Source organism: Variovorax sp. Varisp46 (genome assembly GCF_059491885.1).
In genome coordinates this window covers 1,973,284-1,998,605 of the sequence record NZ_CP168515.1, presented here as the reverse complement: position 1 = coordinate 1,998,605, position 25,322 = coordinate 1,973,284, and the positions used below count along the sequence as shown (strand labels likewise).

At 64.8% G+C, this 25,322-nt stretch carries 24 protein-coding genes; 8 read left to right on the top strand and 16 right to left on the bottom strand.

Features of this window, described 5'->3' with window-relative positions:
- Positions 1-96: 96 nt before the first annotated feature.
- From ACEN9N_RS09385 to ACEN9N_RS09340, 10 genes are all read right to left on the bottom strand, one after another.
- Complete coding sequence (locus ACEN9N_RS09385) at positions 97-1,098, bottom strand: NAD(P)-dependent oxidoreductase (RefSeq protein WP_495655912.1); 1,002 nt, start codon at positions 1,096-1,098, stop codon at positions 97-99.
- On the bottom strand, positions 1,095-2,168 hold the full coding sequence (locus ACEN9N_RS09380) for a LacI family DNA-binding transcriptional regulator (protein ID WP_413311990.1): 1,074 nt from the start codon (positions 2,166-2,168) through the stop codon (positions 1,095-1,097). Before ACEN9N_RS09380 ends, ACEN9N_RS09385 begins: the two co-directional genes overlap by 4 nt.
- Positions 2,169-2,307: 139 nt before the next feature.
- Positions 2,308-3,909 (bottom strand): MFS transporter, encoded by a 1,602-nt coding sequence (locus ACEN9N_RS09375; protein ID WP_495655911.1) that lies wholly within the window; start codon positions 3,907-3,909, stop codon positions 2,308-2,310.
- A gap of 154 nt (positions 3,910-4,063) precedes the next feature.
- Positions 4,064-4,684, bottom strand: a complete 621-nt coding sequence (locus ACEN9N_RS09370; RefSeq protein ID WP_495655910.1) for a PqiC family protein — start codon at positions 4,682-4,684, stop codon at positions 4,064-4,066.
- Positions 4,681-6,324, bottom strand: coding sequence for a PqiB family protein (locus tag ACEN9N_RS09365; RefSeq protein WP_495655909.1), 1,644 nt, complete (start codon positions 6,322-6,324; stop codon positions 4,681-4,683). Before ACEN9N_RS09365 ends, ACEN9N_RS09370 begins: the two co-directional genes overlap by 4 nt.
- Positions 6,321-7,040 carry a paraquat-inducible protein A gene (locus tag ACEN9N_RS09360; RefSeq protein WP_413332696.1) on the bottom strand — a complete coding sequence of 240 codons (720 nt, stop codon included), beginning with the start codon at positions 7,038-7,040 and terminating at the stop codon, positions 6,321-6,323. The genes ACEN9N_RS09365 and ACEN9N_RS09360 overlap by 4 nt, the downstream gene beginning before the upstream one ends.
- A complete protein-coding gene (locus tag ACEN9N_RS09355) occupies positions 7,037-7,678 on the bottom strand; it encodes a paraquat-inducible protein A (protein ID WP_007827635.1) in 642 nt (213 codons plus the stop codon). Before ACEN9N_RS09355 ends, ACEN9N_RS09360 begins: the two co-directional genes overlap by 4 nt.
- A 70-nt stretch (positions 7,679-7,748) precedes the next feature.
- On the bottom strand, positions 7,749-9,197 hold the full coding sequence (locus ACEN9N_RS09350) for an MFS transporter (protein ID WP_007827634.1): 1,449 nt from the start codon (positions 9,195-9,197) through the stop codon (positions 7,749-7,751).
- On the bottom strand, positions 9,197-10,411 hold the full coding sequence (locus ACEN9N_RS09345; protein WP_007827633.1) for a multidrug effflux MFS transporter: 1,215 nt from the start codon (positions 10,409-10,411) through the stop codon (positions 9,197-9,199). Before ACEN9N_RS09345 ends, ACEN9N_RS09350 begins: the two co-directional genes overlap by 1 nt.
- Positions 10,412-10,540: 129 nt before the next feature.
- Positions 10,541-11,401, bottom strand: coding sequence for a CmcJ/NvfI family oxidoreductase (locus tag ACEN9N_RS09340; RefSeq protein WP_495655908.1), 861 nt, complete (start codon positions 11,399-11,401; stop codon positions 10,541-10,543).
- A 296-nt stretch (positions 11,402-11,697) separates the two neighbouring features.
- Between ACEN9N_RS09340 and ACEN9N_RS09335 the strand changes: the two genes are divergently transcribed.
- From ACEN9N_RS09335 to ACEN9N_RS09325, 3 genes are all read left to right on the top strand, one after another.
- The gene (locus ACEN9N_RS09335; protein ID WP_413332701.1) at positions 11,698-13,560 is read left to right on the top strand and encodes a M48 family metallopeptidase; all 1,863 of its coding nucleotides are present in this window, start codon (positions 11,698-11,700) and stop codon (positions 13,558-13,560) included.
- A gap of 74 nt (positions 13,561-13,634) precedes the next feature.
- The gene (locus ACEN9N_RS09330; protein ID WP_007827629.1) at positions 13,635-14,933 is read left to right on the top strand and encodes an MFS transporter; all 1,299 of its coding nucleotides are present in this window, start codon (positions 13,635-13,637) and stop codon (positions 14,931-14,933) included.
- Positions 14,934-15,087: 154 nt separating this feature from the next.
- On the top strand, positions 15,088-15,249 hold the full coding sequence (locus ACEN9N_RS09325; protein WP_165403270.1) for an HHHH-motif protein: 162 nt from the start codon (positions 15,088-15,090) through the stop codon (positions 15,247-15,249).
- A 116-nt stretch (positions 15,250-15,365) separates the two neighbouring features.
- On the opposite strand, the gene ACEN9N_RS09320 is transcribed toward ACEN9N_RS09325, so the two are convergent.
- The gene (locus ACEN9N_RS09320) at positions 15,366-16,532 is read right to left on the bottom strand and encodes an MFS transporter (RefSeq protein WP_495655907.1); all 1,167 of its coding nucleotides are present in this window, start codon (positions 16,530-16,532) and stop codon (positions 15,366-15,368) included.
- A 78-nt stretch (positions 16,533-16,610) separates the two neighbouring features.
- Between ACEN9N_RS09320 and ACEN9N_RS09315 the strand changes: the two genes are divergently transcribed.
- The gene (locus ACEN9N_RS09315; protein ID WP_413316222.1) at positions 16,611-17,498 is read left to right on the top strand and encodes a LysR substrate-binding domain-containing protein; all 888 of its coding nucleotides are present in this window, start codon (positions 16,611-16,613) and stop codon (positions 17,496-17,498) included.
- Between the two features lie 76 nt (positions 17,499-17,574).
- Positions 17,575-18,798 carry an MFS transporter gene (locus tag ACEN9N_RS09310; RefSeq protein WP_495655906.1) on the top strand — a complete coding sequence of 408 codons (1,224 nt, stop codon included), beginning with the start codon at positions 17,575-17,577 and terminating at the stop codon, positions 18,796-18,798.
- A 17-nt stretch (positions 18,799-18,815) separates the two neighbouring features.
- Here the strand turns inward: ACEN9N_RS09310 and ACEN9N_RS09305 are convergent, their stop codons facing one another.
- Together ACEN9N_RS09305 and ACEN9N_RS09300 are read right to left on the bottom strand one after the other, a co-directional pair.
- Complete coding sequence (locus tag ACEN9N_RS09305) at positions 18,816-19,352, bottom strand: methylated-DNA--[protein]-cysteine S-methyltransferase (RefSeq protein ID WP_413316220.1); 537 nt, start codon at positions 19,350-19,352, stop codon at positions 18,816-18,818.
- Positions 19,349-19,471 carry a hypothetical protein gene (locus tag ACEN9N_RS09300; RefSeq protein ID WP_495655905.1) on the bottom strand — a complete coding sequence of 41 codons (123 nt, stop codon included), beginning with the start codon at positions 19,469-19,471 and terminating at the stop codon, positions 19,349-19,351. Before ACEN9N_RS09300 ends, ACEN9N_RS09305 begins: the two co-directional genes overlap by 4 nt.
- Before the next feature lie 255 nt (positions 19,472-19,726).
- Here ACEN9N_RS09300 and ACEN9N_RS09295 point away from each other — a divergent pair, with 255 nt between their 5' ends.
- Positions 19,727-20,938 (top strand): tyrosine-type recombinase/integrase, encoded by a 1,212-nt coding sequence (locus tag ACEN9N_RS09295; protein ID WP_495655904.1) that lies wholly within the window; start codon positions 19,727-19,729, stop codon positions 20,936-20,938.
- A 627-nt stretch (positions 20,939-21,565) separates the two neighbouring features.
- Here ACEN9N_RS09295 and ACEN9N_RS09290 read toward each other — a convergent pair.
- Positions 21,566-21,712, bottom strand: a complete 147-nt coding sequence (locus ACEN9N_RS09290) for a hypothetical protein (RefSeq protein ID WP_495655903.1) — start codon at positions 21,710-21,712, stop codon at positions 21,566-21,568.
- A gap of 9 nt (positions 21,713-21,721) precedes the next feature.
- On the opposite strand from ACEN9N_RS09290, the gene ACEN9N_RS09285 reads away from it, so the two are divergent.
- A complete protein-coding gene (locus ACEN9N_RS09285) occupies positions 21,722-21,952 on the top strand; it encodes a hypothetical protein (protein ID WP_495655902.1) in 231 nt (76 codons plus the stop codon).
- 9 nt (positions 21,953-21,961) lie between these two features.
- Here the strand turns inward: ACEN9N_RS09285 and ACEN9N_RS09280 are convergent, their stop codons facing one another.
- Entirely contained in the window at positions 21,962-22,417 is a 456-nt protein-coding gene (locus tag ACEN9N_RS09280) for a hypothetical protein (protein ID WP_495655901.1), read from the bottom strand.
- Between the two features lie 517 nt (positions 22,418-22,934).
- Positions 22,935-23,840: a hypothetical protein gene (locus tag ACEN9N_RS09275; RefSeq protein WP_495655900.1), complete on the bottom strand. Its 906-nt coding sequence runs from the start codon at positions 23,838-23,840 to the stop codon at positions 22,935-22,937.
- 368 nt (positions 23,841-24,208) lie between these two features.
- On the opposite strand from ACEN9N_RS09275, the gene ACEN9N_RS09270 reads away from it, so the two are divergent.
- Positions 24,209-25,312 (top strand): helix-turn-helix transcriptional regulator, encoded by a 1,104-nt coding sequence (locus tag ACEN9N_RS09270; protein WP_495655899.1) that lies wholly within the window; start codon positions 24,209-24,211, stop codon positions 25,310-25,312.
- Positions 25,313-25,322: the final 10 nt, after the last annotated feature.

Here is a 25,322-nt window from a genome sequence, read left to right as displayed (position 1 = left end):
TCGCTTGAATGATGAACCAGAGAGTTCAGTATCAAATCGGCAGGAGGGCCTTGTCAACCCGTGCGGCGCCTGTCAGCGGGAAGTTCCCATCGAGGCTCAGGCACCCACCCTGAACGCTTGCCGCCAGCGAAATGCCTCGGCCGCATTGACCGCGCCCTGCGGTGCCCTGCCCTGGAAAAGCTCCGCCAGCTGCGACACGGTCTCCATGGCCTGGTGCTCCACGGCCGGCGGCGTGAGTCCGCCGATGTGCGGCGTGGCGATCACGCGCGGGTGCGCCGCCACGCGCAGCGACGGCATCTGGTCGGGTGCGCGGCCCACGTCCAGCGCGCAGCCGGCGATGACTCCTGCATCCAGCGCAGCGAGCAGCGCGTCTTCATCCACGAGATCGCCGCGCGATGCATTGATGAAGAAGGCATGCGGCTGCATCGCTGCGAAGGCTGCGGCATTCATCATGTTCTCGGTTTCCCAGGTGGCGGCTGCGAGGCAGGCCACGAAGTCGGCTTGCGCCAGCAGCGCTTCGAGCGTCGCCTGTGCGAACTCGGCCCGGCCGGTTGCGGTGTGCGGGTCGTGCACGACGATGCGCATGCCCAGCGCCAGCGCGATGTCGCACAGGTAGCGGCCGATCTGCCCGTAGCCGATCACGCCCAGCGTGCTGCCACGCAGTTCGCGACCCATTGCCGATGCCACGGTCCGGCCTGCGTGGTAGCCCTCGGACGACGCGCTGATGTGCCGCCCCAGGTCGATCATTGCGCCCACGATCCACTCGGCCACCGCGGGAACGAACCCCGCGCTCGCCCGCGTGACCAGCACACCATGCCGGCTGGCCGACGCCACGTCGATGTTGCGGATGTCGATGGCGCAGCGCACGAAGGCTTTCAACTGCGGCAGCGCGGCGAACAGCGCCTCGTCGCCCGCCGTCTGGCGGTAGGAAACGATGGCGTCGCAGTCCCGCGCCTGTTCGGCCAGGTCGGCCGACGAAAGATCGGTGTCCGTGGGGTTGAAGCGCACCTGCGCGATGGCCTGCAAGGCGGCAGAGGCCCGGTCGCCGAAATAGTGCGCGAGCTTGCTCTGCGGATGGCTGACGAAAACCGTGGTCATGAAAAAAGCAGCTGTCCGGCTGGCGACTCTCCGCGCAGCGGCGCTGCGACCGAATCGCGAGCCACCAGCGTGGGCGCAAAGACAAACTCCTGCGCCGGCACCGACGGGTCCGACAGCCGGTTCATCACGCGCTCCACCATCACCTGCGCCATCTCGGGTACGGGCACGCGCACCGAAGTCATGGCGGGATACATCAGCGTCGATAGAAACACGTTGTCGATGCCGATGACCGACACGTCCTGCGGCACGGCAAGCCCGGCATCGCGAAAACCCGCCATCAGGCCGAAGGCCAGCAGGTCGTTCACGCCGATCACGCCGGTCGGGCGCTGTTTCGACTTCGCCATCAGCACCGCCTGCGTGCGGCCCAGTTCGCTCATCATCGAATCGCCGTACTCGTCGACCGGCAGGCCTTCGATCACCTGGGCGCTGCCTTCGAGGCCCGCAGTCCGGACGGCAGCGAGGAAGCCGTCGACCTTTTCGCTGCGGCTCATGGTGCGCCCGGAGGGCGTGACGAACGCCAGCCGCAGATGTCCCTGCTCGATCAGGTGCTGGGTGGCGAGGCGCGAGGTCTCGAAGTTGTCGACGGTCACGTGGTCGATGACCGAGGCCATGCCCGGCGTGGCGCGCCGGTCGTAGCTGACCACCACCAGCCCGCCCTCGGCGGCGGCCTCGACGTGCTGCTCGTCGAGCAGCGACGAGATGATGATCACGCCGCGCACGCCGTGCGCCATCAGGTCCTCGAAGAAATGCGCTTCCTTCGCGGCGTCGCGGTAGGTGTTGCCGATCATGATCCGGAAGCCGTAGCGCTCCTGCGCGAGCGTTTCGACTTCGCGCGCGATGAAGCCGTACATGGGGTTGGCCATCGACGGCACCAGCAGGCCGATCAGCGGCGTGTGCCCGGTCTTGAGCTGCCGCGCCGAGGTGTTGGGCCGGTATTTCAGATCGCGGATGGCGGCCTCGACGCGTGCCAGCGTTTCCTTGGCCATGCGATCGCTGCGTCCGTTCATGACGTTCGATACGGTGCTGTTCGAAACGCCTGCCCGCCGGGCCACGTCGCTGATTCTGCTCATGGCATCTCCCCCTTCTGTCTTATGTTTTCGAGTCGCTCCCCCGCGTGCATTGGCGGCCACGCGGAACACGCGGGCGCTTGCGCCAACGCACAACGAAGGTAACGGACTTCGTCGAGTCCCGCCTCCGTACCCGCCCTAGCTATTTCTCCGTGGCCGGCCTGGCCGCAGGCACCGCACCGATCATCAGCCAGGCACTCACCGCGCTCAGTACGGCCAGTCCCGCGCTCAGCAGCATCACCCAGCGAAAGCCCGCCACGAAGGATTCGGCCACGGCCCTTTTGAGGGCTGCCGCCGTGGCCGCATCCACGCCCGGCGGCAGCGCCGCGCCCGCCAGCTTGCTGCGCTCGCCTTCGAGAAAAGCCGCCACCTGCGCCGAAGCGCCCATGCCCCGCAGATGCTCTTCCAGCGCGACGTCGAAGGCCCAGGCCATGATTGCGCCGAACACCGCAATCGCCAGCACCGCCGCCGCACGCGACACGGCGTTGTTCACGCCCGAAGCCACGCCCGCCAGGTCCGGCCCGACCGCGTTCATGACGGTGGTGGTCAACGGCGCCACCGTCACCGTCATGCCGAAGCCAAGCACCGCCACGGCCGGCAGGAAGCCGCTCCAGTAGCTCGCGCCGACGCCCGGCACGGCAAAGAGCGCAAAGCCGACCGCCGCAATCGAAGGCCCGATGACCAGCGGCAAACGCGGCCCGAAGCGGTCGACCAACTGTCCGGCCCAGCGCGAGAGCGCGAACATGGTGAAGATGAAAGGCAGCAGCGCCGCGCCCGCCACGGTGGCCGAGTAGCCCTGCACCTGGATCAGGTTGAGCGGAAAGAAGTACAGCCCGCCGCCCAGCGCCGCGTAAAGCAGCAGGGTCAGCAGATTCGCGCCGCTGAAGTTGCCGATGCGCAGCAAGGTCAGCGGCAGCATCGGCGTGCGCACCTTGCGCTCGGCGGCGATGAAGCCCGCGCTGCCCAGCACACCCAGGGCCAGCGCCCCGAGCACGGCCGGCGAACCCCAGCCTTGCGTGGGCGCCTCGATGAAGGCATAGACGACGCCGCCAAGCCCGGCCGTCGCCAGCAGCGCGCCCCAGAAGTCCAGCCTGCCGGTGGCCGATGCGCCGCGGCTCTCGGGCACGTGGCGCCACACGATCCACAGCACCAGCAGCGCCATCGGTACGTTGATGAAAAAGGCCCAGGTCCACGAGAAGTGATCGACCAGGAAGCCGCCCAGCACCGGCCCCACCGCCGCCGTGATGCCGCTGAAGCCTGACCATGTACCGATGGCCTTGCCGCGCTCCTTCTCGGGAAACGACGCGCTGATCAGCGCCAGGCTGCCCGGCACCAGCAGCGCGCCGCCGATGCCCTGCACCGCCCGCGCGGCAATGAGCTGCTGCACGGTGGCCGCGAGCCCGCAGGCCACCGAAGAGAGCGCGAAGATGCCGACGCCGATCGCGAAGATGCGCCGTCGGCCATAGCGATCGCCCAGTGCGCCGCCCACGAGCAGCAGCGCCGCCAGCAGCAAGGCATACGACTCGACCACCCATTGCGCCTGGAACGCCGTGGCCTGCAGTTCGGCCTGGATGGCCGGCAGCGCCACGTTGACCACCGTGCCGTCGATGAAGGCCATGCTCGACCCCACGACGGCCGCGGCCAGTACCCAGGGCTTGGAAGCCTCGGGACAGGTCCCCTCTTCCGCCCGCGCGCCATGCAGGATCAACGTGTCGTCGCAGGGAGCCTTGCCGATCTGTGCCATGGGATCTCCGTCGATTGGATTCCGTTTTGCTCCTTCCCCCTCTGGGGGAAGGTTGGGATGGGGGCTGCCCCTGCACGATACGCCATGCTTGATCGATCGCCGTCGCGCGCCCCCACCCCAGCCCTCCCCCAGAGGGTGAGGGAGAAAGACGAGGTCAGGTCGTCGCGCAGGCAGTGGCCGACGGATTCGCGCGCGCCGCATTCACGCTGCGCGCCATCGCTGCGGCCGCCGCCGACGCCACGCGCTGCGCCCCTTGCGCCACCGCGTCCATCCCGGTGCCCACGGCCTCGCCGAGGTCCAGCTGGCAGACCACCGTGCGTGCCTCGTCCGAACGCCGCAGCGTCCAGCCGAAGCTGGCATCGACGCGCCCGCCATCGACCGCGTCGAACTGCCGCAGCTGCACCGCGATGCGCCACACCGGCTGCGAGCCCTGCCGGCCGCCCTTGGTCACGTCCAGCGCGCCGAGGCGCCCGGCGATGCCGCTGGCCAGTGCATCGCGCAGCTCGTTCTCGAACGAAGAGGCCCAGCGGTGCTGCTCCAGCACCTCGACCTGCACGCCGCCGTTGGGCTGGCGCACCACCATCTGCGGCCGCGCGAAGCGCTCGGGCACGGCCACGGGCGCGAGCTCGATGTAGAGCGGCGCGGCGCTGCCGAGCGTCGAAGGCGCAGCCTCGGCGGCGGCCACCGGGCTGGCCAGCGTGTAGTAGCTGTCGGGCTTGCTGGCGCAGCCCGCGAGCAGGGCCGCCAGCGCGAGGAAGGCTAGGTTCTTCTTCATTTCCTGTCGTCCGGTTTGCCGCGCAGCAGCGACTCGGGATGGCGTTCGAGGTAGTCGGTCAGCACGCGCACCGAGCCCGCGGCGCGCGTCAGCTCCTGCAGCGTCTGGCGCATGTCCTGCTGCAGCGGCGAGTCGTCGGCCAGCGTGCGCTCGGCCGAGCTCACGGTCTTGCGCACGTCCTTCATGGCCGCGGCCAGCTCGGGCGTGACGTCGTTGTTGATGCGGTTCACCGTCTGCTCGGTGGTCGTCAGCGTCTTGTTGAGCGCCGCGAGCGTGGTGCGCAGGTCGCCCGCGATCTGCTCATACGGCACCTTGTTGAGCTTGGTCGCGATTTCCTGCACCTGCGACTGAATCTCGTCGAGGCTGTTGGCCACGGTGGGCAGCTCGACCGGATTCTTCGTCAGGTCGATCTTGACCGGCGGCGCCTTCGGGAAGAAGTCGAGCGCCACGTAGACCTGCCCCGTCAGCAGGTTGCCGTTGCGCAGCTGGGCGCGCAGGCCCTTCTCGGCCAGGAAGCGCAGCCGCTCCTGCTGGGTGGCGCGCGATTCGGTGCCGCTCTCGCCGGCGCGGCGGCGCAGCCGGTCGGGGTAGACCTGCACCAGCACCGGCATGCGGAACTCGCGCTCGGCGCGGTCGAACTCGACGCCGATCGACTTGACCTCGCCGATCACCACGCCGCGGAAATCCACCGGCGCACCCGGCGTCAGGCCGCGCAGCGACTGGTTGAAGTACATCAGCAGCGGTTGCGAAGGCCCGTCGGGCTCCTTCATGGCGGCGGCTTCGTCCTGCGCCAACGCGAAGGCGGCATTCTCCTTCGCGACCGGGCCCATCGTGTCGTCGGGCGCCTGAAAGGCGATGCCGCCGAGCAGGATGGTCGCCAGCGACTGCGTGCGCAGCGTGAAGCCGCTGGCGCTGAGCTGCGCGTCGATGCCGCTGGCCTGCCAGAAGCGCGTGTTCATGCCCACGAACTTGTCGTAGGGCGAGTTCACGAAGACGCGCATGGTCACGCCGCGCCCATCGCCATCGAGTTCGTAGGCCGCCACCTGCCCTACCTTGATGCGCCTGAAGTACACCGGCGAGCCCACGTCTAGCGAGCCCACGTCGTTGGCGCGCAGCAGGAACTGCTTGCCCGAGTCGTCGCGCGTGACGATGGGCGGGGTTTCGAGCCCGGTGAACTCGCCCGCGGTGTCTTGCGACACGCCCGCGTCGGCGCCGATGTAAGCGCCCGACAGCAAGGTGTTGAGCCCCGAGATGCCCGAGGTGTCGAGCCGGGGCCGCACCACCCAGAAGCGCGAGTCCGCCGCGGTGAAGCCCTTGGCGTCCTTGTTGAACTGCACCAGCACGCGCACGTGGGAGCGGTCGCGCGCCAGCCGCAGATGGGTGACGAGGCCGATCTGCACGTCCTTGTACTTCACGGCGGTCTTGCCGGCCTCCAGCCCCTCGGCCGTCTTGAAGGTCAGCACCACCTCGGGCCCGCGCTCCAACAGGATGCGTGCGACCAGCGTGATGCCGACCAGCGCAGCCACGATGGGAATCAGCCAGATCAGCGAGGGCAGCCATTCGCGCCGGCGCACCACGCGCGGCCTGGGCAGCGCGGGCGGGGGCGTCGGTTTGTCCTGGGGTTGGTCTTCTTCACTCATGCTGGTTTCTCGTCTCTGATTTCATGTCCCTGTGCCACTTCGCTGTCCCACGTGAGCTTCGGGTCGAAGCTCAGCGAGGCCAGCATGGTCAGCACCACCACCGACCCGAAGGCCGCAATGCCCACGCCCGCGGTGATGACAGCGAAACCCTGGATCTGCACCAGCCCGGTCAGCAGCGACACCACGAACACGTCGAGCATCGACCAGCGGCCGATGACCTCGATGATGTGATACAGCTTCGCCCGCTCGCGCCGGCGCCAGGTACTGCCGCGCTGCGCCAGCACCACGAGCAGGAAAAGCACCGCCAGCTTGAACAGCGGCACCAGGAAGCTCGCGATGAAGACGATGGCCGCCAGCCCGTAGGCGCCCGACACCCAGAAATAGATCACCCCGCTCAGGATGGTGTCGTTCTGCGTGCCGAACAGCGTGCGCGTGATCATCACCGGCAGCAGGTTGGCCGGGATGTACATCATGCACGCCGCGATCAGCAGGGCCCAGGTGCGATTCAGGCTCTGCGGCTTGCGCGTGTACAGGCGCGTGCCGCAGCGGCCGCAGGCCTCGCCCTCTTGGGCCCCCTTCCAGACGGCGGCGCAGTGCGGGCAGGCCGTGAGGCCGAGCGAGGCGGCGGTGGGGACATGCGCGTCTTCGTCGTGGAGGTCGTGAGCATCGTCGGCCTCGCGGGGTCCGCGCGGCCACGGGAAGGCGAACAGCTTCATGATGCCGGCGCTCCTTCATCCTGCGCCTCGCCCTTCGGTCGAAACGTCATTTCCCAGAACGCGCCGGGGTTGAACGACAGCACCACCGTCAGCATGACCGTGAGCGCCATGAAGGCCCACAGCGCCGCGCCCGGCACCACGGTCGCCATGCTGGAGAGCTTGACGATGGCCACCAGCACGCCGAGCAGGAACACTTCGATCATTCCCCAGGGCCGCAGCGACTGCATCAGCCGCACCAGCAGCGCGAAGCCCCCGGGCCGGCGCTCGCGACTCAGCGGAACCAGCAGGTACGCGAGGATGCACAGCTGCAGGAAGGGAAAAAGAATGGTCGTGGCCAGCACCAGCAGCGCCACCACCGACATGCCCTCGGCGCCCAGCGCCACCACCGCGCCGGCCAGCGTGGTCTGGCTGCGCAGGCCCTGAAGCTCGATCTCGACGATGGGAAACAGGTTCGCGATGGCGAACATGATCAGGCAGGCCACCGTCAGCGGGAGAATGCGGTGCTCCTGCCGGCCGGGGTGCCGGTCGAGCTCGGTGCCGCAGCGCGGACAGTGCGCCACGTCGCGCGGCTGCAGCGGCGTGCGGCTGTAGACCGCATCGCAACCCGGGCAGACCACGGTGTCAGGTACTTCCGTCATAGGTGAGTACCCTAACTCATTCAGCCACCGGGGCCCGGGATTGAAACCAATTAACCGCCCTCGCCCGGCCTTACGTCCTGAGGCGCAGGGTGCTGAAAACCGCCGCCACCGCGGCACAGCTGGCTGCCAGCACCAGCGCCACCACCGGGCCATGCCCCCCGTGCGGGCTCCAGACACTGAAGACGCCCGCCAGCACCACCGCCCCCAGCGTCTGCCCGGTCAGCCGGGCCGTGCCCAGCATGCCGCTGGCCGCGCCGCTGCGGTGCGCGGGCGGAGAGGTCACGATGGTGTGGTTGTTGGGCGACTGGAACAGTCCGAAGCCCAGCCCGCACAGCGCCATGCGCCAGGCGATGTCGGCATCGCCCGGGTGCGCAGGCAGCGCCGCCAGCAGCGCCAGGCCGCTGGCCAGCAGGCCCAGCCCGATGCCGCCCAGCAGCCCGTCGGGGTAGCGGCCGATCAGGCGCCCGGCGATGGGCGCCATCACCACGATGGCCAGCGGCCATGCCGTGATCAGCAGCCCGGCCTCGATGTGGCTGCGCCCGTACACGTCCAGCAGCAGGAATGGCAGCGCGATGTAGGCCAGCATCTGAGCGCAGAACGCGGCGACCGAGGTGCCCATCGACAGCGCGAACACCGGAATGCGCAGCAGGTCGATGGGGAACAGCGGCACCGCCTGCCTGCGCTGGCGCTGCAGGTAGATGAAGCCGACCACCACCCCGGCCAGCAGGATGCCCCAGGCCGAGGCCTGCGAACCGCCAGCGCCCTGCACCGCCCCCTCGCGCACGCCGAGCCGGTCCACACCGAGGAACACGAGCGAGAACATCAGCACGTTGAGCGCCACGTCGACCGGCGAGAACCGCAGCCCCGCAGCCGGCGCCACGCGGTTGAACGGCAGCGCCCGCATGCCCAGCGCGAAGGTAACGATGCCCAGCGGCACGTTGATGGCGAAGAGCCACGGCCACGAGGCCACCGACAGGATGGCCGCAGCCACCGAAGGCCCGGCCACGGAAGACGTCGCGACCACCAGCGAGTTGATGGCCATGCCCTTGCCCAGCTGCGCCGACGGATACGTCAGCCGCACCAGCGCCGCGTTCACGCTCATGATGCCGGCGGCTCCCAGCCCCTGGAAGGCGCGCGCGGCGATCAGCGTGCCGAGCGAATTGGCAAACGTGGCGGCCAGCGACGACAGCGCGAACACCGCCATGCCCACGAGGTACACGCGCCGGTAGCCCACGAGATCGCCCAGCGAAGCCAGCGGCAGCAGCATCACCAGCGTCGCGATCTGGTACGCATTGACCACCCAGATCGCCTGGGACGGGCTGGCCTGCAACTCGCGCGCGATGCCCGGCAGTGCGAGGTTGACGATGGTGCCGTCGAGCACCGCCACGATCAGCCCGAGGATGATGACCAGCATTGCCCAACCGCGCTCCGGCAGGGCCAGCCCGTCCAAGGGCTTGCGGGCTGCATCGTCGTGGTCTTCGGCCACCGGGAGCCCGGCACCTGCGCGTACCGTGTTCATCAGGCCCGCTGCGCCCTGCGCGCCTGTTCGGAGCCCACGCCGCCCAGCGTGAGCCAGGTCAGCACCAGTGCGATGAGCGCGCCACCGGCCATGCCGGCCACCATCGGCAGCGGCCGGCCGTCGGTGAAAAAGCCCACCACCGCCATCGCCAGTGCGCCCGTCAGCATCTGCAGCGTACCGAGCAGCGCCGAGGCGGTGCCTGCGATCGCGCCGTGCTTCTCGAGCGCCAGCACGCCGGTGGTCGGGATCACCAGTCCCATGAAGCCCGAGGCGATGAAGTACAGCACGATGAGCACCCAGAGGCTGTCGCCGCCCATCGCGAAGTAGGCGAACATCGCGAGCATTGCAACACCGCAGCACACCACGCCGAACTTCACGAGATTGACCAGCCCGTAGCGCTCGCCCAGCGAGCCGGTGAATTGCGAGGCCCCGATGAAGGCCGCCGCGTTCACGCCGAAGGCCACGCTGTAGAGCGCGGGCGACAGGCCGTAGTGGTCGATCATCACGAACGATGAATTCGCGAGGTAGGTGAAGAAGCCCGCCATCGCGAAGCTGCCGATGAACACCAGCCCGAGGTAGTGCGCGTCGCGCAGCAGCAGCCAGTAGGCCGACAGCGCGCTGCCGAGGCTGCTCTCGACGCGTTCCGAGGCGGGGCGCGTTTCGTCGAGCAGCTTGACCATCATCGCGAGGCCCGCGACGGCCGCGACGGTCACGGCCCAGAACACGCCGCGCCAGCCCGCAACCGCGATCACCGCGCTGCCCGCGAGCGGCGCGAGGATTGGCGACACGCTGAACACCAGCATCAGCAGCGACATGAGCCGTGCGGCATCGGTGCCCGTGTGCAGGTCGCGCACCACCGCACGCGGGATCGCCATGCCGGCCGCGGCGCCCAGGCCCTGGACGAAGCGCAGCACGATCAGCGTCTGGATGTCGGTCGCCATCGCGCAGCCCACGCTGGCGAGCGCGAACAGCAGCAGCCCCGCATACAGCGGCGGCTTGCGGCCCACCATGTCGGAGATCGGCCCGTACAGCAGCTGGCCCGCGCCGAGCGACAGGAAGAAGGCCGTGAGGCTCATCTGCACGGCGCCGATGTCGGCGCGCAGGCTTTGTCCGATGGCGGGCAGCGCCGGCAGGTACATGTCGATGGCGAATGGCCCGATGGCCGAGAGCAGGCCCAGCAGCAGGGCCATCTTGAAGAAGGGGGAAGAACGCATTGAACCGATTGTCGTCAAGCACGGCAATCGCTGCAGGCGTGGGGTCTGCTTCTCGCCAGAGCTAATCCTGGTCAAAGAATCGCGCAGGCGCGAGGCTGCGAAGACTTCGCCCGGATGAACGGTTTCGACTTACTTGCCGGCGGGCCAGAACACCAGCGCGCGCAGTTCGATGCTGCGGCGAGGCGGCGCCTCGCGCGAACCGGTCGGGTCTTCGAACGCGGTGTGTGCGGTGAAGCGCGCCACGCCGTCTTCGCGCGAGTCGTAGATCTTCAGCAGCAGCGCCTCGTCGGGCCGCAGGCGCGGGAACCAGTACCACCGGTGGTTCGGGTTCCAGGTGAAGGAATAGATTTCGCCGACCTTGTCCGGATAGACGAGGTCGCTCGGCACCATGTCTTGCGGTGAAATGGAGCGCGCATCGCACAGCGCAAGCGGCAAGCGCTCGACCGTGGCCAGCGGGCGCCACAGGTTGATGATCGCGAAGCGCTGCTTCAGGCGTTCCTCGGCCTCTTCGGGGGACAGATGGTCGCGCACGCGGCGCGGCGCGGAAACGAAAGTCTGATCGTTGTGCACGCGACGCACCGGCTCGCGCAGTTCGGCCGTGCGGCGCGAGCCTTGTGCGCTGTCACGCAGCGTGTGGTCGAACACGACGATCTTCTCGGCACCGGTGAGGTCGCGCAGCAAGGCCTCGGACTCGCGGTAGTAGATGTCGCGGATCGTTTCGTCACGCGAGAAATCGGCGAGCGCGCTGCGATGCGAAATCTGCGTGAAGCCGCTGCGGTCCAGCGTCAGTTCGTTCAGCGCCACCAGCGGGCGGCCATCGCGGATCGTCACGCGGCGCGGCTCCAGTTCGCCAGCCACCCAGGGCGTGCCCGGCGGCGGCTCGAAGGTGTAGCTCACGGGCCGGCCCTGGCCCGCCTTCAGGTAGTTGAGCTCCGCCACTACCGAAGGCAGCGTGGCTGCCAGCATCTGTCCGTTTGACCCAGCACTCATGCGATGCGACTCCTCGAAACGATTGCTCGAATGGCCGCGAGCCTGAAATGGGAAGAAAGCACAGAAGAAGTGATGATGAAGCTTGCGGCCACGGATGATCGCCAAGGCTATACCTGCACCCCGCGAATCAGAAGAATGCAAAGGGCATAACCTTGCTCGGCGGCTGGTCGGTGCCCCGCGCCGCTTGACGCTGCAGCAGGCTTCACTCCACGCGCCGCACCCGCTACCCTATCGCCTTTCCGGACCGCCCCACAACAACTCACAGCATCCGCTATCCAGGAAGGAGCATCACCCTTATGGCCCTCGCCCGCACGATCCACGCAGACCTCTTGCGCGTTTTCGTTCTCACGCTCGTGTCGCTGTTCGCCATTCCCGCGGCAACGCTGGCCTTCACCGAATACGCGCTGCGTTCGCAGGATGCGGCGTTCCTGCAATCGATAGAGAAGCGCATCGCCGGCGATGCGCAGCTCTCGTCCAAGGACAAGGCCGAAGCCACCGATTTCTATCGCAGCCATCCGCTTTCCAGGGCCTGCGACGCCACCGCGCCGGAAGACAGGAACTTCCACGACAAGGTGTGCAGCCCCTACTCGATGCAATGGCAGTTCCACTGGGCCGACCGCGCCGCTGTCTGGACCATCGTGCTTGGTGCTGCGCTGCTCGCGGCGGCGCTGGTGCTGGGCGCGCTGGCCTTCGCCAACCGCGGGTTGCGCTACGCCAGCTTCGTCGCGGGCTGGCGGCTGATGACGGTGTCGAGCGCGCTCGAGGTCGTGCTGCAAAGCGCGATGCTGGTGTGGCTGTCGTTCTGGCTCACGGCCTATTTCTGGCAGAGCTACTACGTCAAGCTGATCGCGCTGGCGGGCATCATGGCCGGGGCCGCGGTGTTCTACGCGATCTACACGCTGTTCAAGAAGCTGCCCTGGGGCAACGAGATCGAGGGCGAGCTGATCGCGCAGGCGGACGCACCGCGCCTGTGGGAGCGCATCCGCCAACTGGCAGGCCGCGTGAAGACCGCGCCGCCCGACCAGATCGTGGCCGGCATCGACACCAACTTCTTCGTGACCGAGGCACCGTGCGAAGTCAGGGGCCGCACCCTGCAGGGCCGCACGCTGTTCGTCAGCCTTCCGCTGCTGCGCGTGCTCGACCAGGCCGAGGCCGATGCGGTGCTCGCGCACGAGCTGGCGCACCTGGGCGGCGGCGACACCCGCAGCAGCGCGGCGCTCGGCCCCAAGCTGCTGCAGTTCGACCAGTACACCTGGAAGATGCGCAGCGGCGGCCTCACCATCGTGGCGCACTACCTGCTGCGGCTGTACCGCATGATCTTCGCGTTCGCCCTGGCGCGAGACAGCCGCGAGCGCGAATACAAGGCCGACCGCGTGGCCGCCGGCCTCACGGCGCCGCAGGCCATCGTGCAGTCGCTCATCAAGATCTCCGCCTATGCGAGCTACCGCAACGACGTCGAGCACAAGCTGTTCGCGCAGAACCGCGAGCATGACGGCGCACTGGGCATCGCCCGCTTCGTGGCGGACGGCCTGCCGCCCTACGCCAGCTCCGAAGCGTTCATCGAGGCGATGAAGACCGCCGACGTGCCGCACCCCTACGACAGCCACCCTCCGCTGCTGGAGCGCATGCGCAACGTCGGCCACCACGTGCCCGAGAGCGCCTACGGCGCCATCGTCGCGACCGCACCGCAAGCCTCGTGGGCCGACGACATCGAGACCGCCCCCGCCATCGAGCAACGCCTGTGGAGCGACTACGAGCAGCGCTTCGTGCAGAACCACGAGCTGAGCCTGGCCTACCGCTACGAGCCGGCCACCGAGGAAGAGCGTGCCATCGTGCTGCGGCACTTTCCACCGGTCGGCTTCGCGCTGAAGAACGGCGACCGCATCGACATCACCTATGCCGGCATGCACCCCAGTGCCGACGGCGGCTCGACGATCGCGTGGGACGAGGTCAAGGGCCTGACCTACAAGGACGGCAGCTTCGGCGACACGCTCATCGTCACCCACCACGACAAGGGCATGCTGGGCGCGCGCACCACCAAGGTGAAGCTCGCGGGCCTGGGCAAGCAGAAGGAAAACTTCAAGGCCGCCACCGGGCACTACTGGCAGCGGCACCAGATCATGAGGGCGCAGCAAAAGCAGCAGGAACAGCAGCCTTGACACCCCGGCGGCAATGCCCGCCCTTCCCCCTTCCCCGACCAGCTCCATAAAACCATCCAACACCGGAGACACCCGTGAATACCGTCGAACAAAGAGCCATCTCCAAGATCAGCTGGCGGCTCCTGCCGCTGCTGATGATCAGCTACTTCATCGCCTACCTCGATCGCGTGAACCTCGGCTTTGCAGGCGCGGCCATGTCCAAGGACCTGGGCTTCACCGCCGCCGTGTTCGGCAGCGCGGCTGGCATCTTCTTCCTGGCCTACTTCCTGTTCGAGGTGCCAAGCAACCTGGCGCTGGAGCGTTTCGGCGCGCGCCGCTGGATCGCCCGCATCATGTTCAGCTGGGGCATCCTCTCGGCGGCCCAGGCATGGGTGGGCGGCTCGACCAGCTTCAACATCGTGCGATTCCTGCTGGGCATTGCGGAGGCCGGCTTCTTTCCGGGCGTCATCTTCTACATCACGCTGTGGTTCCCGGCGGCGTACCGCGCGCGCATCGTCGGCTGGTTCATGTTCGCCATTCCGATCTCGACCGTGATCGGCTCGCCGATCTCGGGCTACATCCTGAACATGGACGGCATCGGCGGCATGCATGGCTGGCAGTGGCTGTTCATCCTGGAGGCGCTTCCTTCGCTGATCCTGACCTTCTTCGTGCTGATGTACCTGCCCGACGGCCCGAAGGATGCCAAGTGGCTCACCAAGGAAGAGCACAGCTGGCTGGAACAGACACTCGACACGGAGCGCCGCAACCGCGAGGCGATCAACCCGATCTCGTGGAAGCAGTCGCTGCTGAACCCGCGCGTGATCGGGCTGGGCTTCGTCTACATGGGCATCACCGTGCCGCTGTACGGCCTGAGCTTCTTCCTGCCGCAGATCATCAAGGGCTTCGGCGGGCTGAGCAACGTGGAGATCGGCTTCATCAACGCCTTCCCGTACCTGGTCGGCGCCATCGCCATGCTGTTCTGGACGCGTGCCTCCGACGCGCGCAAGGAACGCAAGTGGTTCCTGCTGATTCCGCTGGCCTGCATCTTCATCGGCCTGGTGCTGGCCGCCCAGACCAGCGCGCCCATTCCGAAGATGGCCGCCGTGACACTCGCCGCCTTCGGCATCTTCAGCGCACTGCCCACCTTCTGGACCCTGCCCACCGCCATCCTGAGCGGTACGGCGGCTGCGGCGGGCATTGCGTGGATCAACTCCATCGGCAACCTGGGCGGCTACATCGGCCCGACGATCTTCGGCGCGCTGAAAGACAGGATGGGCAACGACATCTACGCGGTGATCTTTCTGGCGCTGCTGTCTGCGGTGGCGTTCGGGCTGGTGCTGATCATCGGGCACGACGCGCGCACGGAGCAGGCGGCGCTGCCCGGGCAGGCTTGATACGGGTTAGCCCCAACATTTCGGCCCCATTGATCTGTGCGATTTTTCACGCTTGATTCGTACAAAACGTCATCCGAATGTGAACTCTGATCGTTTTTCAAGAGCGCCCGTTGAACGACGCATTTCTTCGATGTCTTTGCTTAGAAAGAACCCCATGAAGACCAAGCAGCTCATCCTCTCCAGCATCCTCGCGTTCGCCGGCCTCGCCATGCTGGCACCGAGCATCGCCTCGGCAGCGCCGTACCACCCCAAGAAGCACAAGGTGTGCAAGTGGGATGCACGTCATCACCACCGTGTTTGCCACTGGGTGCGTTGATTCTGTCGGTGCAGACCGCTCCAGGAAGCCCGCTGATGCGGGCTTTTTCTTGGGCGAACGTCGATGGAGTAGCAGTGTGGTCATGGCGATGATTCCTGAAGGAGGCATGTGGCCGGTCAACCGGCCGTGCGCGCGGCGTCGGCTTCAGGTGGCGATGCACTCCAGCCGCAGGCCAGCGCCATCAGCGCGAGCAGCGAGGCAGCCACGCCATAGATCCACGGCGGCGACGCGACCGGCAGCAGCAGGCCCGCGTTCAGCGGCCCGGTGCCGGCGCCGATGTCGCGCCACACGGAGCGGGCCGCCAGCGCCTGCAAACGCTCCGGCCCCGGCGTGCGGCGGGCCACGATGGGCGGCAGCAGCGGCAGCTGCAGGGCGCGCAGCACCACGATCAGCGCCGCGCAGCTCCACAGCCAGCCGAGGCCGAAGCCCACGAGCGCGATGGCGGTGACGAGCGACAGGCTCACAAGCAGGCGCTCGGCGCCGAAATGCTCTGCCATGCGCCCGCCCACCGGGCTCAGCAGAATCTCCGCGAGGTAGCGCAACGCCATCAGTACGCCGGCCACGATCACGGCGCCGCCCGGCAGCAGGTCCTTGCCCAGGTAAGAGAGGCCGACGATGAAGAGCCCGTCGAGCGTCAGCCCTTCCATGAACGACCAGCCGTCCAGGCTGTTGGGCAGCTTGAAGCGCTTCGCCGGCCTGGTCACGGGATGCGGCGCCGCCGGAAGCCGCCGCGTGACGCACCACGCAAGCAGCGAGAACACCGCGAGGATGCCGAAGATCGCGCGCGGCCCCGTCCAGTGCGCCAGCAACGCGCCCAGCGGCAGCGCGAGCACCGGCCCCACCGCAATGAAGGCGCGCGAACGCCCGTTGCGCCGCGCGGCACCCACCGGGTCGGCCGTGGCCAGCGCCTGCGTCGACAGGTTCAGCGCCGCGAAGCACAGGCCCCACATCAGCCGCAGCGGCAGCAGCGCCCAGAAGCCCGAAAGCGTGGCGTAGCCCAAGCCGCACACGGCAGCCGCCACCACCGCAATGGTGCAGGTCAGCCGGTCGCCGTTGCGGGCGTAGAAGCGCGCGACGAAACCATAGCCGGCGATGCGCACCAGGCGGTTGGCCGCGAGCAGCATGCCGGCCTCGGCAAGCGTCACGCCGAACTGGCTGGCATACATCGGCAGCAGCAGGTAGAGCACCACGTCGGCCGGCAGTGAAAGGCCGAGCGCCATCGCCGCGTGGCGGGAATTCAGGTCGGTGGACGTGGGGCTGGAAGCGTGTTGGGTGCGAGACATCGGGCGCTGATGGTGCGCCGCCGCCTGCCCCGCCGACAAACGACATTAACGCCCGTCATGCGTGAGAAAATTGCACGCATGCCGCTTCGAGAGCCTCCCCTCAACGCCGTGCGCGCCTTTACCGCCGCGGCACGTCACCTGAGCTTCACGCGTGCGGCGCTCGAGCTGCACGTCACGCACAGCGCGGTGAGCCGGCAGATCAAGAGCCTGGAGGAGTTCCTTGGCATCTCGCTGTTCGAGCGCCGCATCCGGCAGGTGGCGCTGACTGCCGAGGGACAGCAGTTCTTCGCGGAGGTGGAGCCAGCGCTTGCACAGATCGGCGCGGCGGCGCGGGCGCTGCAGTCGCGGGAGGCGGCCCGCGCGGTGCGGATCAACGTGCGCCCTTCTTTCGCGGTGCGCTGGCTCATTCCACGCCTGCCCTCCTTCGTCGAGCGCCACCCCGACATCGAGCCGCAAGTCGTCACCAGCACCGTCATGCCCGAACAGGCCGTCGGCAGCTTCGACATCGCGGTGCGTCGCGGCCTGGAAGGCTGGCCGTCCTCGATGGAGGTGCAGCCCTTTCTCGAAGACGAGGTTCTGGTGGTCGGTGCGCCCTCGCTGTTCAAGGCCCATCCGCTGGACGACCTGCGCGCGCTCGCCTCACACGTGCTGCTGTCGGCCAGGACCCGCGAGGACGACTGGGACGACTGGAGGAAGCAGGTCGGCGCGCCGCGCGCGCGGCCGGCGGGCCGGCTGCAGTTCGACCACCTGCACTTCGTGCTGCAGGCCGCGGTCGATGGGCTTGGCATTGCGCTGGCGCCGACATCGCTGGTGGCGCACGACCTGGCCTCGGGCCGCCTGCAGTCGCCGCTGCCCACGCTGCGCATGCCGCTGGAGCGGTACTACTACGGCCTGGCGCCCGATGCCGCGCCGGAAGCGGCGTACGTGGCCGAATGGTTCGTGGAGATGCAGGCCCAGGGCGCGTAGTCGATCGGCGTGCGGCGGATGCTCGTGCGTCCGGAAACGGCCGGCGCCACGAGCTCGCTGCTCGCAAGATGAGTGCATGCCCCCTCCATTCCTTCCCCCCTCCTTCCAGAACCTGGCCTGGTCCAACCTTGCCGCGCAGTCCGCCGAGCAACTGAGCCTTGCGGCCGTGCCACTGGTTGCCGTGCTGGCGCTCGGCGCAGGGCCGGGCGAAATCGGCTTTCTCGCGGCGGTGCAGACACTACCCTTCCTGCTGGTCTCGATGCCCATGGGCCTGCTCGCGGACCGCATGTCGCGGCGGCGGCTGATGGTCTGGGCCGAGGGGCTGCGGGCGGTGTCGCTGCTCGTGCTGCTGGCGATGGTGTTCGCGTCGAAGCTCAGCATCGGCTGGCTGGCCGCGCTTGGTTTCCTGGGCGCGGTGGGCACCGTGGGCTTCAGCGTCGCGGCGCCCGCGCTGGTGCCGGCACTCGTGCCGCGTGAGGCGCTGGCCGTGGCCAACGGACGGCTCGAACTGGCGCGCAGCGCAGCATTCACCGCCGGCCCCGCGCTCGCGGGCTCACTGGTGGCGTGGGGCGGTGCGTCTGCCGCGTTCGTTCTGGCTGCGGTGCTGTCAGTGGCGGCCGTGGGCCTGCTGCTGCGATCGGGCGAGGTACCCCGCACACCCACCTCCGGACGGCATCCGCTGCTCGAGGTGCGCGATGGCGCGCGCTTCGTCTGGCGGCACGAGATGCTGCGCCCGATGCTGATGACCGGCGCGGTCTTCAACATCTCGTGGTTCGTGCTGCAGGCCGGCTACGTGCCCTATGCGGTGCGGGTGCTTGGCCTGGGCGCGCAGGCGGTCGGCCTCACGCTGGCGATGTATGGCGCGGGCATGGTCGTCGGCGCGCTGCTGACGCCGCGCGCAGTGGCGTGCCTGGCGTTCGGCCGCGCGATCCAGGTCGGGCCCGCGGTCGCGGTTGTTGCAGCGGCGGCGATGGCGGCCACGCTCGTCGTACCGACCGCCGCGCTGGCCGCGCTCTCGTTCTTTCTGTTCGGCGCGGGTCCGATGGTGTGGGTCATTACCACGACCACGCTGCGCCAGAGCGTGACAGCAGCGACGATGCTGGGCCGGGTGTCGGCCGTGTTCCTCACGATCAATGCGGGGGCGCGGCCCATCGGCGCAGCACTGGGCGGCGTGGTCGGGGCCGCTTGGGGCGAGCCGGCCTGCCTGCTGCTGGCGCTCGCAGGGTTCGTGCTGCAGGCGGCGATCATCTTCGCGTCGCGCATCGCGGGGCTGCATCGGTTGCCGGTGCCGGTCACCTGAGCTGCGGGGAAGCGCCGCTAAAAAAGCGAAGCCATCCCGTTAGGCCGCGCATCCTCGATGTCGAGCATGCGCAGCTTGGTCAGCGCGCCGCCGCCGGCCGAGAAGCCGCCGGGCTTGTTGCCCGCCGCCAGAACCCGATGGCAAGGCACCACCGGCGCGAACGGGTTGTGGCCCATGGCCTGGCCCACGGCACGCGACAGGCCCTTGTCGCCCAGCTCCTCGGCGATCTCGCCATAGGTGCGCGTCTGCCCAGGTGGAATGCGCCGTGCGATCGCGTAGATGCGCTGGTGAAACTCAGACACGCCGCGCATGTCGAGTTCGATGTGGCCCAGGTCGTCGTGCACGCCTTGCAGCAGGCCCTGGATGGCGGTGATGGCGCGTTGCGCCGCCTCGCTCGGCGGCCTTTCGCTCAGTTCGGGGAAGCGTTGCTTCATCCGCGCCCGCGTGGCTGCCTCGCCCTTGTCGGCAGGCAGTTGCACGCCGACCAGTCCGCGCGGTCCCCAGGCCAAGGCGCACATGCCGATGGAAGTCTCGAACAAGGCAAACCCGGTCATGACGTCTCCTGCAGCGCATATGCAATGCGAGTGATGCCGAGCGACACCGCCGCGCCCATCGACAGCGCGAACGCGAGCCGCAGCGTGGGCTGTACGGGGGCGGAGAAAGTGAGCGTCATCGACATCGAAACGGGCGGTCTGCCATTCTGTGCCCTCGGCAATTACCCTGAAAGCTGAGTATCTGAATTCCATTTTTCATTTCACGATGACTCCAGCCCGGCCTTGCGCTGGACTGCGCCGAAGCCAGATACAGCAGGTTTATCAATCACTTAGGCGGGTTCAGCATATGCCGGTGCATTCCGAAACCTGACCCGCCTTCCTCTTTGCCGGCCCCTATGAGGCCCCTGGGAAACGGGTCTTTCCGAGGAGTCATCATGGCAAAGCTCAAGCTCACCAAGTCCGTCGTCGATGCGGCGCAACCCCAGGCGCAGGCCGTCGAGTTGCGGGATACCGTCGTACCGGGTTTTATGTGCAAGGTTACACCGGCGGGCCGCAAGGTGTTCATGCTCCAGTACCGCACGAACGCGGGCGAGCGCCGCAAACCCGCCCTGGGCCTGTACGGCGAACTGACCGTCGAGCAGGCCCGCGCCCTGGCGCAGGAGTGGATGGCCGAGGTACGCCGGGGCGGCGACCCCAGCGCCGCCAAGGCCGCATCCCGTTCCGCCCCCACGGTCAAGGAGCTGTGCGGCAAGTTCATGGAGGACTACTCCAAGCAGCGCAACAAGACCAGCACGCAGGAAGGCTACCAAAGCGTCATCGACCGCAACATCATTCCCATCCTGGGCCGGATCAAGGTGCAGGACGTGAAGCGTTCCGACGTGGCCGCAGCGATGAAGAAGATGGCGCACAAACCCGCCGATGCGAACCGCACCTTCAGCGTCATGCGCCGCATGTTCAACCTGGCCGAAGTGTGGGGCTACCGCCCCGACGGCACCAACCCTTGCCGCCACGTTCCGGTATATCCCGATGGCAAGGCCACCCACCTCATCAGCGACGAAGACATGGGCAAGCTGTTCCGCCACCTGGAGCACCTGGAAGCGGAAGGACTGGAGCGCTACACCATCCCGCTGGCGATCCGCCTGCAATTCGAGTTCGCGGGCCGCCGCTCGGAAATCATCTCGCTCCAATGGCAGTGGGTCGATCTGGAAAACCGCCGTGTCGTCTGGCCCGACAGCAAGACCGGCGGCATGTCCAAGCCCATGAGCGAAGAAGCCTACCGGCTGCTTTCAACAGCGCCACGCAAAGACGGCTGCCCCTACGTGCTGCCCTCGCCGAACGACCCCAGCAAGGCCATCACCGAAGGCGAGTACTACGGCGGCTGGAGCCGTGCCCTCAAAGCCGCAGGGGCAACGCATGTCGGCACACACGGTATCCGCCACCGCTCGACGACCGACATTGCCAATTCGGGCATCCCGGTGAAGGTCGGCATGGCGCTGACCGCGCACAAGACCGTAGCGATGTTCATGCGCTACGTTCACACCGAAGACGGCCCGGTGCGCAAGGCGGCGGAACTGGTGGCGAACCGGCGCAAAACGGTGATCATGGGCAAGCAACCAGCCACGCAGGAAAGCACCACCGCCGCATGACGTAGCTGCCCTGTCCTGCATTCGGACTGCCAAGATTCCGCCCCTGTTTTACGCACGCCAGCGTGCGCAAAACAGGGGCGGCAGCATTTGAAAACCACGCCAGCCGCAAGCGTTGCCGCTGGCATCACCACTGTCCGCCATCAAGCCATTGCCGTGCATTCCAGCGCGTCGTTGCGCGTGCATTCGCGCTGCACGCCGAACTGCACTCGGCGTTGCCATCCCATGTGCAGGCCGCTCCGCCGCCACACCGAGTTTGCGTGCCGTGGCGCTTGAAGCGGCGGAAGGCAAGATTAAAGGTGCGGCACCACGGTGCGCGCAAAGCCAGTCTGCACATGGGGTTGAGGCGGCACACGCCGAATGCGGCACCGTGCCGTCGAACTGTGTCAATCCAGCAGCCATGCAGCCTGCGCGCGTGCCGCCTACGCGGCAACATGCCCTGCTGCGCCAGGGCAGCAGAGCGTCGAAGATGCAGAAACCGGCTCAGGAGCGTGGGTCAGGAGAGGCCGCAGTGGCGTCAATGAAGCGAGCCAGCGCTGCTATCTCACCCCTAGACCTGGTGCCAAACGCGCTCAGAAGGCCACCAGTGGGCCTAGAGGTGGCATCAGGAAGGGTGGCAAGGACAAGCCCTCAGCATGCACCACCGAGATCCGCTCCAAGCTTGAAAAGAAGCTCAAGGAAGTCAGGGACCATGCCAAGGAGGTTCAGCCTGGCCAGCAGCGCACCAACCACACCGCACCTCACCGAGTAGCCCGCGCCCAGCAGGAACGTGAGCATGCCTCTTCCATGCCCAGCATGGGCAGCTCGGCAGTAGATGGCTTGGAAGCACAGATAGGTGGCCTATCCATGCAGTACCACAACCTCTTGTTGCTGCTGGCTGGTGCTACCGGCAGACGAGCAACGAAGCTTCAGGCCCAAATCATCGCCCTTCAGCAGAAGCTAACTGCATTGAATCTTGAGCTTGAGAAGAGGAAGCTCAAAGAAGCAAAAGACAAAGATCCGAAATCTCAAATCTAGAACGATCAATTATTCACGGTGTGGAGCAGAGCCCGCGATATCCTTGGGGACTAAACAACGATATTTCTTTGGGTCGCTCATATCACATACAAAGTACCAAGCAGTCCATGGCCCCTGGATTGCATCCGCAGTCATCTGAGACTTCTTTGATGGGATTATGTCACTAGACCCATAACGGTTTCGATTTAGGCATTCATTGATTGCACCCGGAGCCTCCAAGCAAAACAATACCGACACTGGAACGCGGCAATCATTGTAAATTCTCTTATATGCATCAGAAATGCCCTTGCCAGCCTGAACGATGCGCACACATTTGCCAGCAATAAATGGAGCATTCTGATCATCTTTTTTGGGTTCATTTTCTTCAGGTGGTTGCTCACCGAATGTAATTTCAGATTCACTGCCAACGATTATTTTTTCCGATCTAGTAGGTTGCCGCTGCGCAAGTACATTTTGCGGCTTCATGATTTGCTATCACTCTCTTATTTTTGACTGTAGGGCGATCTCCATTATTCATCGCTAGAGTTGAAGCTTGTTTGCTCTCTGGCTTATACACTCCAACAGCAGCCATCATGCATTTAGCATAAGCCAATGGATATTGCTGCCCTCCATACATCAAGATTTTGTGATCATTTGCTTTAATCGAATTAAGTATGGGGCCTGGGCTCCACCCCTCAGAAATCCATTTTTTTGCAATCACTTAGCTGCTGCTCAGGCACACTACGGCAATAATTGGTCAAATCAGCACTTGTTGCATCAGCCATACTAAGACATTCAGCCTCACATAGACCCGCGAACGAATTAGTCGAAAAAAGCAACGAGAATAATATTCCCAGGAAATATGTTAAGTTAAATTTTCCGGACATGGAAAATTCATTTATGATAATAATATCAGCCAACCATCATTGATTAGTTATCTGATTCCAAAGCACTGAAATTAAATAATTAGTGCGCGGGCTTAAATCCAATAAACAAGGATCCGCTATCTCACAGCACACCTAGCGCGAGAGCCATCTTTGTAGAAAGTACAGGTCCAGTCAGACCCACCACTCGGCCTTCTACAAACTAGATTTGTGCTGTCAGTTCTAGGAACTATTTCTGGCTTCCCCCCTTCACAACCACACCTCTGTTGAGCATCATTCAACACATTAATGGTTCTGCTGCAATTTTTCTGAGAACTTTGCTGAGCCGTGCCACTAGCTGCATTTGTTGAGGTGCCTCCTCCTTGAATCGCGGTCCCGAGTGCTGCCATCTGCGTTGAGTTTCGTCCACTTGTCGAACCAACACCTATTAATGCGCCACCTATTGAACTGATCAACTGGGTTGACTCATCGTGTGTCTTTTCTGTAATTCGACCGCTCGCCACGTTTGCAGAAGCATTTCGTCTATTTATATCCACATTTTCGGTAGCCAACAGTGAGTTGGCCTTTTTATCCAAAACTGCATCTTTATTTTTAATAGCAATTGTTTTAAGAATTTCAACAAGCCCTACCGGATCTTCAGTGATTCTGGGTGCAGAAAAATCAGTCACCCAAACTGCATAATCATATGCATCTCTTTCAAATCCAGCTGTCGCATCCATCGTGGCGAGCATGCTCTTTGAAAGGCGAACAACACTCTCATATGATCCATAAGTAGAGTTTCCGTACGTGCAACTTCCAGCCCTTTCTTTAATTCTGCCAATAGCCAATCTTGCAATTGGAAAATTACCCTCACTCATGGCTTTACCAAAGCTTTGAGAATAATTAATTATTGAGCTACGACAGGATCCTTGTCTATACTGTATATCTGCAACCTCAAGTTTTCCCTCTGGCGTTGAATAACTAACACAAGCAGTTAGAGATAACACCCCAAACAAAGTGATCAGTAATTTTTTAAATCTCATCATTTATTCAATTCTTTAGATCAATTCAAACATTATTAAAAAAAGAAATAGTGAATTCCACTTTCAGATAATGTGACAGAATCGCGCAGTGAAATTCAAAAATTTAAGTTTTAATTCCAGCCTTCATCCGCATAGGCATTACCCGCGCAGATCAGTAGCCCAAGAGTCAGTAAATGTATGTTTTTCATTTTGATAGAACGATTAAGAGTGGATTGAAGGGTTGGTATTAAGCAAATCCCAAAAGCAAGGATCTGCCGCCTTAGCGCCATTACATAGGCTTACACATGAGTTCGCATCCCCAAAATTTAGGTTAAGCTGGGTGAAATCGTTAGCACACTTATTCTTTTTGATCACACAAAAACTGATCCATCATGAATTTTGGTGATAAAAAAGAATTCGGAGCCTTGGTCAACGACCTCTATGCAGCAGCCTTGGGTGATGTGTCTTGGTCAGAGGCTATGGAGGGGCTGCGCACGCACGCTGGGACCCGGCTCGCTACCTGGTTGTGGCATGACCTTGAGACAGGTGAATCGGGGTTTCGCGGTCTAGCGGCTGATGATTCGGCATGGATGAATCACATGCTGAACAGCTACACGCAAGAGTTCGTTCGCTACGACCCAGCTCAGGGCCTAGCTAAAAATTGGAGTGGAGGCTACTGGTTAGATGACCTTCAGGAGTTCTCGTCTGAGGTCCGCGACCGCGGGGTCTTCTATCAAGAATTCCTGCATGCCAACGGGGTAGGAAGCTGGTCAGGTGTAGTTATCTCACGCACACCCAAGCATATTGAGTTCTTGTCTTACCACGGCCAGCCTCAAGTAGCTGGGGTTGCAAGGCAGTTGTGGCGACGGCGTGAGGTGGACAGCCTACGTTCGCACATGGTGCGAGCACTCCAGTTGCAACAACGTTTGGCGCAGCCACAGGAACGTTCTGCTCTGGCCGAGTCGGCATTGAATGGATTGGCTGCATCAGTCTTCGTGCTCGATGAGACAGGCATGCTGCTCTTGGCGAATGCAGCAGCTCACTCGTTGATGGCCAGCGAACCAGCTATGCGCTTTCGGTCAGGACGCTTCGCACCAGAAGGGTATGAAGAACCTGCACTCTGGAAGGCCGCTTGCTCACAAGGTGCCGTGACTCTGCGCCGCAGGTCAGGCTCTCCTTTACAGCTTGCATTGACACCCATTCCACCATCAGCACAGCTTGCCAAGCAATGGCAAAAGCCTCTCGTGTTGATGACAGGGCCAGCAGCACCAGAGGATCTAGAGCGGGTCAGCCACCTACGGGTGTTGTATGGACTGACTCACGGAGAAGCCAAGCTATGTGCCATGCTTGCCTATGACGGATTGACACCACAAGAATGTGCAGACGCGAGGTGTGTATCTATCCACACAATCCGATCCCAAATCAAGATCATCGAATCAAAGATGGGAGTCAACACCTTGGCTCAGTTGGTTCGCCTAGTGCTCATCCTTCGTTGATCTATAGAAA